Source organism: Pseudomonas sp. Pseusp11, assembly GCF_047304405.1.
Taxonomy (GTDB): domain Bacteria; phylum Pseudomonadota; class Gammaproteobacteria; order Pseudomonadales; family Pseudomonadaceae; genus Aquipseudomonas.
The window spans coordinates 1-17,923 of the sequence record NZ_JBGLZF010000074.1 but is presented as its reverse complement, the minus strand read 5'-3'; the positions used below and the strand labels follow the sequence as shown (position 1 = coordinate 17,923).

The following is a 17,923-nucleotide window of genomic DNA, read 5'->3' as shown; positions in this document are numbered from 1 at the left end:
TCTGGTGGGCTCGGTTATGTGTATATGAGACTGGAGGGGGCAAGCCCCCTCGCCACAGGCCCGCTGCCGGCGGGTTTAGAGTGTGCCGAAAACTTTCTTCGCCAAACTGGTCGCCGCTGCCGCAGGGTTCTTGCGAATGGTTTCTTCCTGTTTGCCAATCATCTCGAACAATCCGTTCAACGCCTGTTCGGTAACGTAGCTTTCGATGTTGGCATTTTTCGCATCCAGCACACCCAGCGTCGCGGCTTGCCCGGCGAATGCGTTGTATTGCTGAGCCAAACCCACCTGGTCGGTGGCTTGCTTGACGATCGGCAAGAACTTGACGCGGATCTGTTCGCGGCTGGTTTTGCTCAGGTACTGAGTGGCCGAATCCTGGCCGCCGCTGAGAATCCCCTTGGCATCTTCCACGGTCATCTTCTTCACCGCATCCACCAGAATCGGCTGAGCCTGCGTTACCGCCGCTTCAGCAGCTTTGTTCATGCTGGTTTCCAGTTGATCGACCTGGTCGCCCATGCCGAACTGTTTCATTTTCTTGGCGACCTTACCCAGTTTTCCCGGCAGTTCGATTTTCACGTCTGGGTTGTTGCTAAAGCCGCCGGGTGTGCCCAGCTGTTTAACGGCCAGCTGCGCGCCTTGGGTCAGGGCGTCCTTGAGGCCGCCGGTGGCGTCTTGTTGCGACAGGTCACTGAGTGACAGTGCCAGGGCGTTGGCGCAAATCATCAAGCCTGCGCACAGGCCGGCGAAGCGAAGGGTAGGGCGCAACATGGCGGCTTCCTTATTCAGAAAAAAGGCTCAAAAAAAAAGTTCAGAAAAGACAGTTAACGGACGGCATCGACGCGGATTTTCAGTGGCTGCGGATCTTTGCCGTCCAGTTGCACGGCGTGATGTTCAGTGGTGATGAACATTAATTTGCCGTCCACTTCAATCCGCGCGCTGACTGAGTAACGATGACCGGGTTTGACCTGGGCCGGATCGTAGCTCAAATGAAACGGCAACGGCACCTGGCCTTTGACCGGACCTTTCTGTTCATCGAGCACCACCGCTGGCGCGTCGGCCAGGGACACGTCCTGCAGAGTGATGCTCAGGGTCGCGCTCGGTGGCAGGGCGATGCGTTGCAGGTAGAAAATTTCGCCGTCAAGGCTGACTTTGGTGGCCGGTGTCGTTGACTGGCAGGCGCTTAACAAAGTGGCAGCAGCAAGAAGAGCAATTTTTTTCATCGGAACCTCCAGGACTTGAGCATAGGAAGAAAACCGGCGCTCAAGGAAATCTAGCGGATTTTGCCGATAGTGTCAGTGAACAAACGTAAGGGCGTATCTAACCACTGATTGAACGTCAGCAATAGACGTGAACTTGCTGGTTGTGGTGCCGGTAAAAGCTCGATAGGGCCCGGAGAGACCGAGATGCGTTGGTGATATCTGTTTTCAATCCCGCTCAGTGCGTAGCGCTTGCCGGGGACGACATCGTCTGGGTCATATTTCAAATAAAACGAAGTTGCAGTTTGTTCATCGTGAGTGACGCGTACCAGCTCAACTTCAGGGTTCCCGGTTTCATGCAGGCTGACGGTCACCGCTTGCTCTGCGGCTACGGCCTTCGGTTCTTGTGCTTCAACATACAAATACCCGATCGGACTCAAGTGCAGGGTCTGGTGATAGGGCGCGTGATTGACGATCACGAAGTAATCCTGTTCCAGCAGCAACGGTTGTTGGTTATGGAACATCTGTATGTTGATCCGGTACTTGACGCTGATATCCAGGTAGTGGTGCGCAAATGAAAAACTGAACTGGCCATCGGTAATCGAAGGGTATCGCCAGTTTTTGACTTTTATCGGTTGATTGGCATTGGCGACCTGGATGTCGATAATTGTTTCACTGTCGCCGTCGAGGGGGGCAATAAAGTCAGGTGGCAAACTGAAAGTCAGAGTGATGTTTGGGGTTTCTTCGTTCAATAGACTCATCTCGATATCCTTATCGCGATTATTTAAAGGGAGTCTATTAATTCACGAATCAACTAACCGGAAAACATCTGCGCGTTCCGGTTAGTTGTCAGCAAGTTTCAAGCGTCAGGCACGACCGCCGTTTCTGCCGCATCCTCACTGCGATGCAATGCCACCTGACGGATCGACAAGCGAATCTCCGCTGGCAGCACCCGTTTGGCGGCGCCTTCGGCCAGTTCACCCAGCAGTTCGTGGTAGCTCAGCTTGCCGGCTTCGTCGCGGCGCAGCACGTCGAGATCGAGCATCGTCTGGATAAAGTGACGGAACAGGCTCTTGTCGAAAAACTCCGGGGCGTTCAGGCCGTGGAGGATCGACAGGCGCTGGGCCATGACCGTGCAGAGGTCTTCCAGTTCTTCGGCGCTGATGCTGTTCTGGCCGCTGTTGAGCAGCAGGGAAACGGTCATGTAGAAGCGCTGCAAGGTCTGGGCGATGCTTTTCGACAGCAGCGTCAGCAACACGAAATGTCGCGAACTTGGCGCCGGACGCAGGTACACGTCCTTCTCGAAACGCAGCAGGCCTTGCTCGACGAAGGCTTCGAGCCACTGATCGATCACGCCATCGAGTTCGTCCAGTGTCCAGCGAATGAACAGCTCCGATTGCAAGTACGGATACAGTGCGCGTGTGTAGCGCAGGATCTGCTCGCGGCTCATGCGCGACGCACTCTGGAAGAAACTCGCCAGCAGCGACGGCAATGCGAAAATGTGCAGCACGTTGTTGCGGTAGTAGGTCATCAGGACGGCGTTTTGTTCGTCCAGGTACAGAATCTTGCCCAGCGCATCGCTCTGCTCGGACAGCAGGTCCATGTCTTTCACATGCTCGATCAGCGCGCGACCGTCACCGTCCGGCAGGGTGGTGTGTGGCGAATAAGGGACCTTGCGCAACAGCGCCAGATACAAATCCAGCACTCGCGCCATGGCGCGATCGTCCAGCGCCAGTCTGCTGGTGGACAGCAGCGCCAGGGCTACCAGATTCACCGGATTGATCGCCGCCGCTTCGTTCAGATGCTGCGCGACTTTCTCACCGAGGCGGTTGGTGGTCTCGGTGAGCCAGGCCGGTTTGAATTGCGGGCCGTGTGCCTGTTGGCGCCAGTCTGGCTGTTCGCTGTCGAGGAACTCCGCCAGTTTGATCGGCTCACCGAAGTTCACCGCGACCTGACCGAAGCGCTGTTTGAGCGCGCCGATGACTTTGAAGATGTCGAAGATCGATTCTTTCTTCTTGCTCGCGCCACGTAATTCGCCGAGGTAGGTGCGGCCTTCCAGCACGCGCTCGTAACCGATGTACACCGGCACGAACACGATCGGCATGCGCGACGAGCACAGGAAGCTGCGCAGCGTGATCGCGAGCATCCCGGTTTTCGGTTGCAGCATGCGCCCGGTGCGCGAACGGCCGCCTTCGACGAAGTACTCGACCGGGAAGCCTTTGGTGAACAGGGTGTGCAGGTATTCGTTGAACACCGAGGTATAGAGCGGGTTGCCCTTGAAGGTGCGGCGCATGAAGAACGCACCGCCACGGCGTAGCAGGCCGCCGATCCCCGGCATGTTGAGGTTGATCCCGGCGGCGATGTGCGGCGGGGTCAGGCCGTTGCGGAACAGCAGATAGGACAGCAGCAGGTAGTCGATGTGGCTACGGTGGCAGGGGACGTAGATCACTTCGTAACCCGGGGCGACCTTTTGCACGCCTTCGATGTTGTTGACCTTGATCCCGTCGTAGATCTTGTTCCAGAACCAGCTCAGCACCACTTCCATGAAGCGGATCGCGGTGTAGGTGTAGTCGGAGGCGATTTCGTTTCCGTAGCGCAAGGCCTGGGCCTTGGCTTTTTCCGGGGAGATGTTTTCGCGCTCGGCTTCGTCGAGGATCGCTTGCTTGACCAGCGGCTGGTTGAGCAGGCCTTTGACCAGGTTGCGTCGGTGGGAAATGTCCGGGCCGATCACCGCGGCTTTCAGATTGCGGAAGTGCACCCGCAGAATCCGCTGGGCCATGCGCACCGTGCGCTCGTGGCCCTTGTTGTGTTCGATCAGTTCGCGCAGATGGATCGGTGCCGAGAACTGCACCCGGGTCTTGCGCCCCAGCACGATGATGCTCAGCAACCGGCGCAACCGCCCGGTGACCGCCCAGCTGTCGGCGAACAGCAGCTTCCATGGGCTGTTTTCGCTGTCCGGCGACTGGCCCCAGAACACACTGACCGGAATGATCTGTGCGTCTTCAGCGGCGTTCTGGCTCAGGGCGCTGACCAGACGGGTCAGGGTTGGCGGCGCACCGCGTTTGTCCTGACGACCAAGCCAGTCGGGATCCGGTGTCAGGTAAAAGAACGCGGCGGGCTCCACCAGCGCACCCACCGATACCGGCAATACCGGACGGGGCAGGCCGGCCTTGCTGCATTCGGTATCGACCACGGCAAGGTCGGTCAGCGAAGGATTTTGCAGGACGTAGAACACCGGCCGGCTGCGGTCGAGGTTAAGGGTGAACGACGACTGGTTGATCGTCTCTGAGCGAACCCAGAGGTACAGCAGTCGGCGCAGGGTGCCAAACACAAGACGGCGGAACGGGGAACGGGTCATACGGCTTCTGCGTGAATGAATAAAAAAACGAGCATTTGCTCGGGCGGTCGATAGTGTGCCGGATTCATCGAAAATCGGCAAAAAAGCGGCTAAGTAAACTTGAGTTGAGAGTTTTTGCGTCTGTCATATACTCGGCGGTCTGTCGCCGGAGCCCTTCAATGGACGTCGGATGCAGGCTGATGTTCCTCAAGGCTTTCCTGCGAAAAGCCCGTTCAATAATAAAAAGGGAGTATGAACAGATGGCAACACGCGAAACCGGCAACGTGAAGTGGTTCAACGACGCCAAGGGTTATGGCTTCATTCAGCGCCAGGACGGGGTGGACGTGTTCGTGCACTACCGCGCGATCCGTGGCGAAGGGCATCGCTCGCTGACTGAAGGTCAGCAGGTTGAATATGCGGTGGTGGAAGGGCAGAAGGGCTTGCAGGCTGAGGATGTTGTAGGTCTGTAAAGCTTAAGATCAAAAGATCGCAGCCTTCGGCAGCTCCTACGCGCCTGTGGGCGCCGCCGAAGGCTGCGATCTTTTTCGTTTTAGGCGGTTTTCCAGGTGATCTCTTCTTCACCATCGACGCTGATGCGAATCCAGCGATCTGCCGTTTCCTCACCTTCTTCCTCGACCCAGCTACCCGGCGCGCAACGCACTTCGACGTTCAGTGCGGCAAATGCGGCGCGGGCGCAAGCGATGTCGTCTTCCCATGGGGTCTGGTCGCTTTCCAGGTACAGGCTGTTCCATTTTCCTACGGCTTTGGGCAGCCAGGTCACTGGCACGCTACCAGCCTTGCACTTGTAGGTCTGGCCTTTCTGAACCCAGTCGGTGCACGGGCCTAGAGCCGCGCCGAGCCAGGCCGCGATGGCTTTGTGATCGACGTCGGCGTCTTTCAGGTAAATCTCGATGTCCGGTTGGCGCATGGATGTCCTCGCTGCGGGTCTGAAAAATCCATTCGCGGATTTAGCCGGTCTTGGGCCGTTGCTCAAGACCAAAAATTAAAGTTGTTCTCTAACTACTGCTGCAGAACGAAATAATCGTAGCGCATCGAAACGGTGACCTCGAACGGTTCCACTTGTTCGATGACTGCTGCCCGGCGTTCGGCACTGGCGCGCCAGCCGTGAGGTGTCATCGCCAAGAGGTTCGCGCGATCCTGACCATTGACCAGCGTCAGTTTGAATTCCAGGGTTTCGCTGTGTTGCAACGCCATGCCTTCCGGCACCAGCGCCAGGTGCTTGTCGTCGGTGTACTCGCGCACTTCGTCGTACAGCCGCTCACGCAATTCCATCAGATGGCCGCTGGTCGGCCCGACTTTCATCAAGCCGCCACCGGGGCTGAGCAGACGTTTGGCTTCTTCCCAGTCCAGCGGACTGAACACGCTGGCCAGAAACTGGCAGCTGCCCGAGGCCAATGGCACCCGCGCCATGCTGGCGATCAACCAGGTCAGTGCAGGGCTGCGTTTGCAGGCGCGTTTGACCGCTTCCCGGGAAATGTCCAGGGCATAGCCATCGGCGTTGGGCAAGGCTTCGGCGATTTGCGCGGTGTAATAACCCTCGCCACAGCCGATGTCCAGCCAGCGCTGGGGCGCATAACCGGCCGCCAGTTCCGCCAGACGCTTGGCCACCGGCGCGTAATGGCCGGCGTTCAAGAAGTCGCGACGGGCTTCGACCATCGCCTGGTTATCCCCAGGGTCACGGCTGTTCTTGTGCTGCACCGGCAGCAGGTTCAGGTAACCCTGCCGCGCACGGTCGAAACGGTGCCCGGCGGGGCAGGCCACACCGTTGTCCACTGCGTTCAGCGGTTCGCTGCAGATCGGGCAGGCGAGCATCAGGCGAGCAACTTGATCAAGGTCTGGTAGTAGATTTCGGTCAGCACATCGAGGTCGGCCGCCAGTACACGCTCGTTGACCTGGTGGATCGTCGCGTTGACCGGGCCCAGTTCAACCACTTGGGTGCCCATGGTCGCGATGAAGCGCCCATCTGAAGTGCCGCCGCTGGTGGAGGCTTTGGTGTCACGACCGGTGATGTCCTTGATGCTCGCCGACACCGCGTCGAGCAGCGCTCCTGGCTCGGTCAGGAACGGCAGGCCGGACAGCGCCCAGTCGATGTGCCAGTCCAGGCCATGCTTGTCGAGAATGTCGGCGACGCGCTTTTGCAGGCCTTCGACGGTGGACTCGGTGGAGAAGCGGAAGTTGAACACCGCCACCAGATCACCCGGAATCACGTTGGTCGCGCCGGTGCCGGAATTGACGTTGGATATCTGGAAACTGGTCGGCGGGAAGAAATCGTTGCCGTGGTCCCAGTGCTCGGCGGCAAGTTCAGCCAGGGCCGGGGCGGCGAGGTGGATCGGGTTCTTCGCCAAGTGCGGATACGCCACGTGGCCCTGCACACCGCGCACGGTCAATTTGGCGCCGAGGGAACCGCGACGGCCGTTCTTGACCACGTCACCCACCAGGGTGGTGCTCGACGGTTCGCCGACGATGCACCAGTCCAGACGCTCCTTGCGGGCGGCAAGGCGCTCGACTACGGCCTTGGTGCCGTGATGGGCCGGGCCTTCTTCGTCGCTGGTGATCAGGAACGCGACCTTGCCCTTGTGATCCGGATAGTCGGCGACGAAACGCTCGGCCGCCACGGTCATGGACGCAAGGCTGCCTTTCATGTCTGCCGCGCCACGGCCGCAGAGCATGCCGTGTTCGTCGATCACCGCGTTGAACGGATCGATCTGCCAGGCAGCCACCGGACCGGTCGGCACCACGTCGGTGTGACCAGCGAAGCACAGCACCGGGCCGTCGTGTTTGCCGTGGGTCGCCCAGAAGTTATCCACATCTTCGATGCGCATCGGTTCCAGCATAAAACCGGCATCGCCCAGGCGCTGCATCATCTGCTTCTGGCAATCGGCGTCGATCGGCGTCACGGATGGACGGCGGATCAGGTCGATGGCGAGTTGAAGGGTCGGCGAAAGGTCGGCGTGGGCCGTCATGTAAGAACTCCGAGGTGCGCACGGTAAACATGTAGGGGCTGCCGAAGCAGCTCCTACCGAGTTTGTTGGCATTGAAAAAGGCGATCATTCTAAAGCAAAACGGCGGCCCGAAGGCCGCCGTTTGACGTTATCTAATAACGGATTACGCCGGTACCGGCGCAGCTTCTACCGAAGGTTTGGGCAGCGACGACAGGAACGCCATGATCAGCGCCGCCAGGTACGGCAGCGACTGTACCAGCAACATGGTCACCCAGAAGCGCATGTCGTTGCTTGGTATACCCTGCACCAGGAAGATCCCCAGCGCCGCGCCCCACAACAGCAGCATGATGAACAGCTCTTCGCGAGCCTCCGAAATCGCCACCCAGAAGCCGTGGTTATCGGCATTCTTCGGTGTGCGGAAGAACGGAATGCTGCTGGTGAAGAAACCGTACAGCACCGCTTTGGCAATGGTGTGCGACAACGCCAGCCCGGCCAGCGCGGCGCAGAAGGCGTCTTTCAGGTTGACCCCGACCGCACGGCGGTACAGGAAGATGATCTTGCCCACCTTGAACACGAACAGCGCCAATGGCGGGATCGCGAAAATCAGCAGCGGTGGATCGACCCGTTGCGGCACGATGATCATCGCCGCCGACCACAACAATGCGCCGATGGTGAAGAAGATGTTCATGCCGTCCGCCACCCACGGCAGCCAGCCCGCGAGGAAGTGGTAACGCTGGCCACGGGTCAGCTCGGTGTCCTTGCCGCGCAGCAGGCTGGCGGTGTGACGCTTGATGATCTGAATCGCGCCATAGGCCCAGCGGAAACGCTGTTTCTTGAAGTCGATAAAGGTATCGGGCATCAGGCCTTTGCCGTAGCTGTCGTGGTAATACGCTGCCGACAGACCTTTTTCGAATACACGCAGACCCAGCTCGGCGTCTTCACAGATACACCAGTCGGCCCAGCCCAGTTCCTCGAGCACCGAGCGACGGGTCATGGTCATGGTGCCGTGCTGGATGATCGCGTCACGGTCGTTGCGGGTGACCATGCCGATATGGAAGAAACCTTTGTATTCGGCGTAGCAGAGCTTCTTGAAGGTGCTTTCGTTCTGGTCGCGGTAATCCTGTGGCGACTGCACCACGGCGATTTTCGGGTCGGCGAAGTGCGGCACCATGTGCTTGAGCCAGTTCGGGTGCACGCAGTAATCCGAGTCGATCACCGCGATCACTTCGGCATCCTTGGCGGTGTGCGGAATCAGGTAATTCAGCGCACCGCCCTTGAAACCGGCCAGTGGCGACACGTGGAAGAACTTGAAGCGCGGGCCGAGGGTTTCGCAATAATCGCGCACCGGTTCCCAGACCGCCGGGTCCTTGGTGTTGTTGTCGATGATCAGGACTTCGAAGTCCGGATAGTCGAGATTGGCCAGGGCGTTGAGGGTCTGTTTGACCATCTCCGGCGGCTCGTTGTAGCACGGCACGTGAATCGACACCTTCGGTCGGTAGTCTGATTCGCCCAGCACTGGCAGGAATTCACGCCGGCGTTTGTGGGTCCAGACTGCTTCGGCCAGTTCGTGGGCTTCGGTCAGCAGCACGATAAACACCCCGAGAGCACCGAGGGCGAGCAGGAAGCCCACCGTCAGACTGAACCAGGTGCTGTATTGCTGGCTGTAGTCGTAACCGATCCACACCAGCACCGAACCGCACAAGAACGCGATAAAGGTCAGGAAGGTACGGCCGCGTTGACGCAGGGCCGAGCCGTCGATCATCAGCAGGGTCAGGGACAGCAATGCCAGCACTACCGAGCCGATAGCCAGTACGCGCCATTGCGGGATCGCCACCACCGGGCCTTCGAAGTTGAATTTCTGCTGGCGCGCGGCGTTGAACACGCCCCAATACGCGCCCACCGAGCCTTCGTCACTGGCCTTCCACGGTTGGTCAAACGCTTCGATCACGAAGTAGTTGAAACCCTGGCGGTTGAGTTTGTTGACCAAGGTACGCAAGTAAATGGCCTGGTCTGCCGGCGACGCATCGGCGCCACCGCGCATGCGGCCGTTGCTCGGCCAGCCGACTTCGGAGAGCAGCAACGGTTTTTTCGGGAACATCTTTTTCAGGTCACGGGCGCGGTCAAGAACGAACTGGCCGGCCTTGTCCACAGGGATGAACTCCCAGTAGGGCAGAACGTGAGCGGCGATCAGGTCGACGTGCTTGGCTAAGCTCGGGTTTTCTTCCCAGACGTGCCACTGTTCGGAGGTGGTGACCGGAACCTTAACGGCCGCGCGCACACGATCGAGGATCACGCTCAGCTCGGCAGCAGTGATTTCCTTGCGGAAGATCGCCTCGTTACCGACCACGACGCGAACCACGCTGCGGGAGGTGTTGGCCAGTTGGATGGCGCGCTGAATCTCGCGCTCGTTGCGCTCCTGGTCCGGGCTGATCCAGATCCCCAGGGTCACCCGCAGGCCGAACTCTTCCGCCAGTTTGGGAATGTCCTCCAGCGTGCCGTCGACCGAGTAGGTCCGGATGTTGTCCGTCAGCTTGCTCATGATCTCCAGGTCACGACGCATTTCATCGTCGGTCGGATACTGGTCTTTCTGCGGGTACTGGCCTTGTTGAAATGGCGAGTACGAGAAGCCGGAGATCTGTTCAGGCCAGTTGGGGGCGGTGACCGGGCGATTGACCAACGCCCAGAAACCGGTGAACAAGGCGGCGATTGCTAGAACCACTACCAGGTTGAGTCCAAATTTACGCGATGACATAGCTTTTTCGGGTTCCAAAGGCTGTGGAACGAAGGAACGGTTGGCGGCCGGCTGCCAGGTGGCAGGGGCGCGCATCCTACACTGGAGGTTCTCTGACCGTACAGCGAACAGGGAAACGCCCGACATTGGGCAATCCAGGTCGACTTAAGTTCTTTGACCAGAGCGTTGTAGTCCAATTCCGATCAATTTTTTGTCAATTAAAGCAGTCGACACCGCCGTTCATAGTGCAAAGATGCTCTTGGCCGCCGACAGCCCTATAATGCGCGCCGGTTTTTGGGGTAATGGTCATGAGTACAGAAGATCCGCGGTTTGCTGGTATCGCCCGCTTGTATGGCATTGAAGGCATGGAGCGCTTGCGCGCGGCCCATGTGGCGATCGTCGGCGTCGGTGGTGTCGGTTCCTGGGCGGCGGAAGCGGTTGCCCGGTGTGGCGTTGGCGAGATATCGCTGTTCGACCTCGACGACGTCTGCGTCAGCAACGTCAACCGTCAGCTGCATGCGCTGGACAGCACCGTCGGCAAGCCCAAGGTCGAGGTGATGGCCGAGCGCCTGCGCGGAATCAACCCGGACTGCACGGTGCATGCGGTGGCGGATTTCGTCACCCGCGAAACCATGGCCGAGTACATTACGCCGAACATCGACTGCGTGATCGACTGCATCGACAGTGTCAACGCCAAGGCGGCGCTGATCGCCTGGTGCAAGCGGCGCAAGATCCAGATCATCACCACCGGCGGCGCGGGAGGGCAGATCGACCCGACGCTGATCCAGGTCTGCGACCTGAACCGCACGTTCAACGATCCGCTGGCGTCGAAAGTGCGCTCTACATTGCGCCGCGACTACGGCTTCTCCCGTACCGTGACCCGTCACTACAGCGTGCCGTGCGTGTTTTCCACCGAGCAACTGCGCTATCCAAAACCCGATGGCAGCATTTGCCTGCAGAAGAGTTTTGTCGGGGACGGCGTGAAGCTCGACTGCGCCGGGGGCTTTGGCGCGGTGATGATGGTGACGGCGACGTTTGGCATGGTCGCGGCGACCAAGGCTGTGGATAAGATTGTGGCTGGGGTTCGACGCCCGGCGGATCGGGTCAAACCTCAGGTTTAATGGTTGTGGTTCGATCGTTCCCACGCAGAGCGTGGGAACGATCAGTGCGCTAGCTCACGCATCCGCTGCAACACCGCATTCAAGCCATTGCTACGGGACTGGGACAACTGGCGACCCAGCCCCAGCTGACTGAACCAATCCGCCAAATCCACCTGTTGCAACTCAACTGCAGACAACCCGTTGACCCGCGCCAGCAGCAACGCCACCAATCCGCGAATCAATCGCGCATCGCTGCTGGCGCTGAATTGCCAGTGCCCGTCCTGCAATGTGCCGACCAGCCAGACCTGGCTTTCACAACCGTGCACGCGGTTGGCGTCGACTTTATCCACATCGCTCAACGCTGGCAGACGGTCGCCCCACTGCATCAACAGCCGCGCCCGCTGTTCCCAGTTCGCCGCCTGCTGAAACGTATCCAGCGCTGTAACGGCATCGACGGGCAAGGTCATCGCAACAACTCCAGGGCCTGATCCAGTGCTTCGAAAAAGCGCTCAAGGTCTTCGGAGTCGTTGTACAACGCCAACGACACCCGAATCGCCCCAGCCAGTTCAAAGCTTTTGAGCAACGGCATGGCGCAATGATGACCAGCGCGCACGGCGATGCCCTGTTCGGTCAGCAAGTGCGCCAGATCCGAGTTATGCACACCCTCGACGACAAAACTGGCCAGGGCCAGTTGCGGTTTGCCCAGCAGGCGAATGCCGTTGCGCGCTTCCAGGCCTTTGAGTAAATAGTCATGCAGCGCCGCTTCGTGGGCGGACACGGCGTCCTGATCCAGCCCGGTCAGGTAGTCCAGCGTTGCGCCCAGGCCGATCACACTGGCGATCGGCGGCGTACCGGCCTCGAACCCCAGCGGTGCGGACCGAAAGCGAGCATCGTGGTAGTTGGCGTCCAGCACCATTTCGCCGCCGAACTGCCAGGGGCGCAGCTGTTGCAGCGCTTCGTTGCGCCCGAACAGCACGCCCAGGCCATCGGGGCCGTAGAGTTTGTGGCTGGAAAACACGTAGAAGTCGCAGCCCAGTGCCTGCACGTCGTGCCGACCATGAACCACGCCTTGGGCGCCGTCGATCACGGTCAGCGCGTTGTGTGCCTTGGCCATCGCCAACAGCGCGGGCAACGGTTGCCAGGCGCCCAGCACGTTGGACAGCTGGCTGACTGCCAGCAAACGGGTTCGCGGACCGATCAACTGCGCGGCGACATCCAGGTCGATCAAACCGTCGACATTCAGCGGCAGGATCACCAGCTTCAGGTCGCGACGGTGAGCCAGTTGCTGCCACGGCAACAGGTTGGCGTGATGCTCCAGAGCGCTGATGACAATTTCATCGCCCGGATTGAAAAGGTGTTCCAGGCCATAGGCCAGGAGGTTCAGCGCGGAAGTCGCACCGTGGGTAAAGATAATCTGTCCGCAATCGCCGACATTGAGCCATTGCGCAACTTTGCGGCGGCTGTCCTCGAACGCCTGGGTGGCATGGGCGCCGGGCAAATGTTGCGCCCGATGCACGTTGGCCGCGCCGTTGGTGTAGTAATGCGCCAGGGCATCCAGCAGGGCTTGAGGTTTTTGCGTGGTGGCGGCGTTGTCCAGATAAGTCTGGTCTTGCCGTTGCAGTGCGGCGATGGCCGGAAAATCGGCGCGCCAGGGAGAAGGAATCATCATGTTGTTCGGCCCTGGTGACATGGGCGGGTGTACGCCTGACCTGTGTAGGAGCGGAGCTCGCTCCTGCACAGGTGATCGTTTGACGCTCTGCTTAGTTGTGAGCGTGCAGCGCTTCGTTCAGTTCGATAGCCGATTTGTGGGTTTTGCACTCCACGGCACCGGTTTCCGAATTGCGGCGGAACAACAGGTCAGGTTGACCGGCCAGTTCACGGGCTTTAACCACTTTGACCAGTTTGTTGTGCTCGTCCAGCAGCGCAACCTTGGTACCGGCCGTCACGTACAGGCCCGACTCAACGGTGTTGCGATCGCCCAACGGGATGCCGATACCGGCGTTGGCGCCGATCAGGCAGCCTTCGCCAACCTTGATCACGATGTTGCCGCCACCCGACAGGGTGCCCATGGTGGAGCAGCCGCCGCCCAGGTCCGAACCCTTGCCGACGAACACGCCAGCCGATACACGGCCTTCGATCATGCCCGGGCCTTCGGTGCCAGCGTTGAAGTTGACGAAACCTTCGTGCATCACGGTGGTGCCTTCGCCCACGTAGGCGCCCAGACGAATACGTGCTGCGTCAGCGATACGCACGCCGGCCGGTACCACGTAGTCGGTCATTTTCGGGAACTTGTCCACCGAGAACACTTCCAGTAGCTCGCCGCGCAGACGGGCTTCCAGTTGATGTTCGGCCAGCTCGGACAGGTCGATCGCACCCTGGCTGGTCCAAGCCACGTTCGGCAGCAGCGGGAAGATCCCGGCCAGGTTCAGGCCGTGCGGCTTGACCAGGCGGTGGGACAGCAGGTGCAGCTTGAGGTAAGCCTCAGGCGTGGAGCTCAGTTGCGCGTCTTCGGCCAGCAGTGTGGCAACCAGCGGCTTGTGGCTCTCGGCCAGACGGGTCAGCAAGGCAGCCTGAGCTGCGTCGACGCCTTTGAGCGCTTCAGCCAGTTGCGACGCCTGAGCGGTGCTGAAGGCGATGGCCTGATTGCCTTCGGTGTAGCCCAGGATCGGGGCAATGGCCGCGACCAGTTCGGCCGAAGGGTTGAGCAGTGGCTGCGCGTAAAACACTTCCAGCCATGCGCCTTGACGGTTTTGAGTGCCGACACCAAAGGCCAGGCTGAACAGGGTAGTGGACATGTTGATACCTCTAACAAAATGGAACGGGCTGCCTTACTTGAGTGCGGCCGCGTAGATATCTGGCTTGAAGCCAATCAGGGTTCGGTCACCGAGATCGAGCACCGGGCGCTTGATCATCGAGGGTTGTGCGAGCATCAGTTCGATGGCTTTCGGCTGGTCGAGATCGGCTTTGCGTTCGTCGTCGAGCTTGCGAAAGGTCGTGCCTGCACGGTTCAACACCACTTGCCAGCCGTGCTCCTCGCACCATTGGGTCAGGTGTTCACGGTCGATTCCGACCGCTTTGTAATCATGGAAGTCATAGCCGACAGCGTGTTCATCGAGCCAGTTGCGCGCTTTTTTCATGGTGTCGCAGGCTTTGATGCCGAAAAGGTGCAACGTTTTGCTTGAAACGGTCAAGGAATTGCCCCCTTTGCAGGTGCTGAGAATAAAAGGTGACGGATTATGCCATGACCCTTCAGTTAAAACCCAAAACCCTGTGTGAGCGGAGGTGCGACATTGGTGCGACGGTCAGCCGGCAGTCTAAGCGGCTAATATGGCACTTCAATGCTGTCGGTTGCTTGGGAGCCGTGCTTTATGCCAGGTTTTCAACGATTCGGCCGAAGTCCAGGCATGGGCCTTTGAGATAGATTTGTTGGAGCGGCGTCTGCGATTGAAGGCGCTGCGGGCGCAGCGCCTTGAGTTGTATAGCCTGAGCCATCATCACCAGATGGGTGATGACGTGTTGCGCGAAGTGTTGAGGGCGCGGATTTGAGTGAGGCTTGGATCAGGTCAAATTAGCGCGGCTCGTCAATGAGATGCTTGCTCGTTTTCTGCGGTGGGATACGGGTAAGCCTTGGACATGAACGCTTTGTCTTTTTCGCTGAGGACCAAGTTGAGGTGGATTTTGAAGTCGCCGTGAGTCCATTCCTGGTGGATGGCATAGTGCATGATTGACTGCGGATCATAGGGCGAGTAATTGACCTCGCTCGCGTCGAGTAGATTGAAGTAGCGTTGATCGACTTCGCGTCGCATGTAACTGTCCTCATCATCGTCTTCGCTAGTGCCATGAAGCTCGTAGACAGCTTGTTTGTTCCAAGGGATGTTCATTTCAGGGTGCAGGTGTTCGTGTTCGGCACCCAGAGCGTGGCCAAACTCGTGCATCACATTGGCAGCAAAAAAACCGGGCATGCGCAGATCCGGTGAGAGCAACATCGTCGGGCCTTCTGTTTCCAGTAAAGCGTTGGTGCCGATATAGGACCAGTAAACCCCAGGCTCGCTACGGATGCGGATATCACCTTCTGTCCCTTCTACAAAATCGAACTTCAGATTGACATGGGGCAACCAGTTGTCCGCGGCTTTCTTGACTGCATCCTTGAACGCTTGATTGCCGTTCAAAAACGCAATGCGCAATGTGCGGCCTGGCGCCCAGAATTTGGTGTGCCGGGCCACTGCCAGGGCCACTGCTCTTTTTGTCCGACCAGAGGAAACGCCTTGGTTTGCTGGGTTTTCAGTTATTGCCGCGTCGTATGAGGCATTAGGGTCTACCGATTGTTCGGTAAAACGATGAGGTAAATCATTCATGTTTAAACTTCCGTGTTTATTTTGTTTAAAGGGTGAATAGCCTGCGCTGAAATCAATAGTTGTTTTTTGGGTAGAACTCGCCAATCGATGTTATGTCTTGTTCGCTAAGTTCCGTGTAGGTGCCTACTTCCCAGATGCCATCCGTAAACTCCTTGTCCACGGGGTAGTGCATAATCGACGTTTTATCGTAGGGCGCGATTCGCAAGCTGTCTGTTCCTTTGGGTGTGAATAATTGATCATCAACCAGTTCTTTAGACCAACCAAATTGCGCCGCATACGCTTTATAAACTTTAGGCTTGTTCCATGGGATATTGGCGTGGGGGTGCTGGTGCTCGTGCTCCAGACCCAGTGCGTGCCCGAACTCATGCAGCACCGTCACCTTGAAGTCTGGGTCTGAAGGTTTAAGGCCGATATACATTGTCGGTTTCCCCGCTTCGACGGTAAGGGCGTCAGTGCCGATGGAGGAGCCGTTCAGCGTTGTGTTTGTCGAGATTCTGATGTCCGCGTCGGCGTCCTTGGACACTCCGAAGATAAGACTGACATGAGGATCCCATTGCCAGATAAGCCGTTCGATGGCGTCTTGCAATGCTGCAGGCGGATTGTCGAGGAAAGATATTGTAAGCCATCGATGTTTAGGCCATAACTTTGTATGGCTTGCGATAGCGTTAATAGAGAATTCGCCGGGTCTGCGTTTAGGTGCGTTGTTTGGGTTTACTTTGATTGCTGCTTCATAAGAGGCTTCTTCGCTGGCAGGCTTAAGCGTTATGCATGATGATAGTTTGCACATATAAACGTCCTTGTTTTAGGTGGTATGGTCTAACCTTTTTTCAGGTGGGGCGATATTATTGTTAATTTGCGAGTAGATCAAAGTTGTATTTGAGGCGGGTTGTTGCAGGCAAGACGCCCCCTCATTGCAAGGGGGCGCTATTACAGTCTTATTATCGACGTTTGATAAAGGCGCGAATACGTTCGGCGGCTTCTACGCATTCAACCAGCGGCGCGACCAGTGCCATGCGCACGCGACCGGTACCCGGATTGAAACCATCAACTTCACGGGAAAGATAAGAGCCCGGCACCACGGTCACATGCTCTTGCTCGAACAGATCCCGGCAGAACGCCGCGTCATCACCTTCAACATTCGGCCACAAGTAAAAGCCGCCATCCGGCCGCTCCACGTCCATCACCGGGCTGAGGATTTCCAATACCGCATCGTACTTCTCACGGTACAGCGCACGGTTGGCCCGCACATGCACTTCGTCGTTCCACGCGGCAACGCTGGCCAGTTGCGTTTGAACCGGCATCGCACAGCCGTGGTAAGTGCGATACAGCAGGAAGCCCTTGAGGATGTCCGCATCGCCGGCCACAAAGCCTGAGCGCAGGCCCGGCAAGTTGGAGCGTTTGGACAGGCTGTGGAACACCACGCAGCGTTTGAAGTCCTTGCGGCCCAGCTCGACGCAGGCACTCAGCAGGCCCGGCGGCGGGGTTTGTTCGTCGAAGTACAGTTCGCTGTAGCACTCGTCAGCGGCGATCACGAAGTCGTATTCGTCGGCCAGGGCGATCAGTTTTTTCAGGGTTTCAACCGGGATCAGCGCGCCGGTGGGGTTACCCGGCGAGCACAGGAACAGGATCTGGCAACGCTTCCAGATGTCTGGCGAAACAGCGTCGAAATCCGGGTTGAAGCCGTTTTCGTCCAGGCATGGCAGGTAATGTGGCTTGGCTCCTGCCAGGAACGCCGCACCTTCATAGATCTGATAGAACGGGTTCGGGCTGACCACCAGCGCGTCTTCGCCGCGGTTGACCACGGTCTGGGTGAATGCGAACAACGCTTCGCGGGTGCCGTTGACCGGCAGCACGTTGCGCGCGGGGTCGAGCCAGCCATTTGGAACGCTGAAACGGCGTTCGCACCATGCGGCGATCGCTTCACGCAGGGCCGGGATGCCGAGGGTGGTCGGGTACACGGCCATCTGATCCAGATTGCTTGCCAGGGCTTCGGCGACAAAGCTTGGCGAGCGGTGCTTCGGTTCGCCGATGGACAACGCGATGGCGCGTTTGTCCGGGTTTGGCGTGACGCTGCCGAGCAGGGCGCGGAGCTTTTCGAACGGGTAGGGCTGCAACTGGTTCAGAGCGTTGTTCATGGGGGCCTCGTTCAATGTGGGAGCGGGCCTGTGTGGCGAGGGAGCTTGCTCCCGTTCGACTGCGCAGCAGTCGCAAGCTTTTGGGGTCGCTTCGCGACCCAGCGGGAGC

The 17,923-nt window shown here is 58.8% G+C and carries 17 protein-coding genes; 2 read left to right on the top strand and 15 right to left on the bottom strand.

The features are described 5' to 3' along the window. Nucleotides 1-75: 75 nt before the first annotated feature. The 4 genes from ACCC96_RS29465 to plsB form a co-directional block, all read right to left on the bottom strand. Entirely contained in the window at nucleotides 76-765 is a 690-nt protein-coding gene (locus tag ACCC96_RS29465) for a DUF4197 domain-containing protein (protein ID WP_413697655.1), read from the bottom strand. Between the two features lie 53 nt (nucleotides 766-818). Then, nucleotides 819-1,217, bottom strand: coding sequence for a YbaY family lipoprotein (locus ACCC96_RS29460; protein ID WP_019647791.1), 399 nt, complete (start codon nucleotides 1,215-1,217; stop codon nucleotides 819-821). A 50-nt stretch (nucleotides 1,218-1,267) separates the two neighbouring features. Then, nucleotides 1,268-1,954 (bottom strand): hypothetical protein, encoded by a 687-nt coding sequence (locus tag ACCC96_RS29455; protein ID WP_413697654.1) that lies wholly within the window; start codon nucleotides 1,952-1,954, stop codon nucleotides 1,268-1,270. A gap of 98 nt (nucleotides 1,955-2,052) precedes the next feature. Beyond that, the gene (plsB, locus tag ACCC96_RS29450; protein WP_413697653.1) at nucleotides 2,053-4,551 is read right to left on the bottom strand and encodes a glycerol-3-phosphate 1-O-acyltransferase PlsB; all 2,499 of its coding nucleotides are present in this window, start codon (nucleotides 4,549-4,551) and stop codon (nucleotides 2,053-2,055) included. A gap of 239 nt (nucleotides 4,552-4,790) precedes the next feature. On the opposite strand from plsB, the gene ACCC96_RS29445 reads away from it, so the two are divergent. Beyond that, nucleotides 4,791-5,000 (top strand): cold shock domain-containing protein, encoded by a 210-nt coding sequence (locus ACCC96_RS29445; protein ID WP_007940478.1) that lies wholly within the window; start codon nucleotides 4,791-4,793, stop codon nucleotides 4,998-5,000. Nucleotides 5,001-5,080: 80 nt separating this feature from the next. Here ACCC96_RS29445 and ACCC96_RS29440 read toward each other — a convergent pair whose 3' ends face one another. From ACCC96_RS29440 to ACCC96_RS29425, 4 genes are all read right to left on the bottom strand, one after another. Further along, nucleotides 5,081-5,458 carry a hypothetical protein gene (locus ACCC96_RS29440; protein WP_018927031.1) on the bottom strand — a complete coding sequence of 126 codons (378 nt, stop codon included), beginning with the start codon at nucleotides 5,456-5,458 and terminating at the stop codon, nucleotides 5,081-5,083. A 92-nt stretch (nucleotides 5,459-5,550) separates the two neighbouring features. Next, nucleotides 5,551-6,363: a putative RNA methyltransferase gene (locus ACCC96_RS29435; protein ID WP_413697652.1), complete on the bottom strand. Its 813-nt coding sequence runs from the start codon at nucleotides 6,361-6,363 to the stop codon at nucleotides 5,551-5,553. Further along, on the bottom strand, nucleotides 6,363-7,514 hold the full coding sequence (dapE, locus tag ACCC96_RS29430) for a succinyl-diaminopimelate desuccinylase (protein WP_019647796.1): 1,152 nt from the start codon (nucleotides 7,512-7,514) through the stop codon (nucleotides 6,363-6,365). Before dapE ends, ACCC96_RS29435 begins: the two co-directional genes overlap by 1 nt. Before the next feature lie 142 nt (nucleotides 7,515-7,656). Then, nucleotides 7,657-10,245: a glycosyltransferase gene (locus ACCC96_RS29425; protein ID WP_413697651.1), complete on the bottom strand. Its 2,589-nt coding sequence runs from the start codon at nucleotides 10,243-10,245 to the stop codon at nucleotides 7,657-7,659. A gap of 287 nt (nucleotides 10,246-10,532) precedes the next feature. Here ACCC96_RS29425 and tcdA point away from each other — a divergent pair, with 287 nt between their 5' ends. Then, a complete protein-coding gene (gene tcdA / locus ACCC96_RS29420) occupies nucleotides 10,533-11,345 on the top strand; it encodes a tRNA cyclic N6-threonylcarbamoyladenosine(37) synthase TcdA (RefSeq protein WP_371929203.1) in 813 nt (270 codons plus the stop codon). Between the two features lie 41 nt (nucleotides 11,346-11,386). On the opposite strand, the gene ACCC96_RS29415 is transcribed toward tcdA, so the two are convergent. The 7 genes from ACCC96_RS29415 to dapC all read right to left on the bottom strand — a co-directional run bounded on the left by ACCC96_RS29415 (nucleotide 11,387) and on the right by dapC (nucleotide 17,814). Then, nucleotides 11,387-11,791, bottom strand: a complete 405-nt coding sequence (locus tag ACCC96_RS29415; RefSeq protein ID WP_413697650.1) for a SufE family protein — start codon at nucleotides 11,789-11,791, stop codon at nucleotides 11,387-11,389. Then, the gene (locus ACCC96_RS29410; protein ID WP_413697649.1) at nucleotides 11,788-12,993 is read right to left on the bottom strand and encodes an aminotransferase class V-fold PLP-dependent enzyme; all 1,206 of its coding nucleotides are present in this window, start codon (nucleotides 12,991-12,993) and stop codon (nucleotides 11,788-11,790) included. The genes ACCC96_RS29415 and ACCC96_RS29410 overlap by 4 nt, the downstream gene beginning before the upstream one ends. 91 nt (nucleotides 12,994-13,084) lie before the next feature. Further along, on the bottom strand, nucleotides 13,085-14,119 hold the full coding sequence (gene dapD / locus ACCC96_RS29405; protein WP_413697648.1) for a 2,3,4,5-tetrahydropyridine-2,6-dicarboxylate N-succinyltransferase: 1,035 nt from the start codon (nucleotides 14,117-14,119) through the stop codon (nucleotides 13,085-13,087). Nucleotides 14,120-14,152: 33 nt separating this feature from the next. Next, the gene (locus ACCC96_RS29400) at nucleotides 14,153-14,515 is read right to left on the bottom strand and encodes an ArsC family reductase (protein WP_258671060.1); all 363 of its coding nucleotides are present in this window, start codon (nucleotides 14,513-14,515) and stop codon (nucleotides 14,153-14,155) included. 390 nt (nucleotides 14,516-14,905) lie between these two features. Next, nucleotides 14,906-15,679 (bottom strand): hypothetical protein, encoded by a 774-nt coding sequence (locus ACCC96_RS29395; RefSeq protein ID WP_413697647.1) that lies wholly within the window; start codon nucleotides 15,677-15,679, stop codon nucleotides 14,906-14,908. Between the two features lie 52 nt (nucleotides 15,680-15,731). Beyond that, the gene (locus ACCC96_RS29390; RefSeq protein ID WP_413697646.1) at nucleotides 15,732-16,466 is read right to left on the bottom strand and encodes a M12 family metallopeptidase; all 735 of its coding nucleotides are present in this window, start codon (nucleotides 16,464-16,466) and stop codon (nucleotides 15,732-15,734) included. A gap of 151 nt (nucleotides 16,467-16,617) precedes the next feature. Beyond that, nucleotides 16,618-17,814 carry a succinyldiaminopimelate transaminase gene (gene dapC, locus ACCC96_RS29385; protein WP_413697645.1) on the bottom strand — a complete coding sequence of 399 codons (1,197 nt, stop codon included), beginning with the start codon at nucleotides 17,812-17,814 and terminating at the stop codon, nucleotides 16,618-16,620. Between the last annotated feature and the right edge of the window lie 109 nt (nucleotides 17,815-17,923).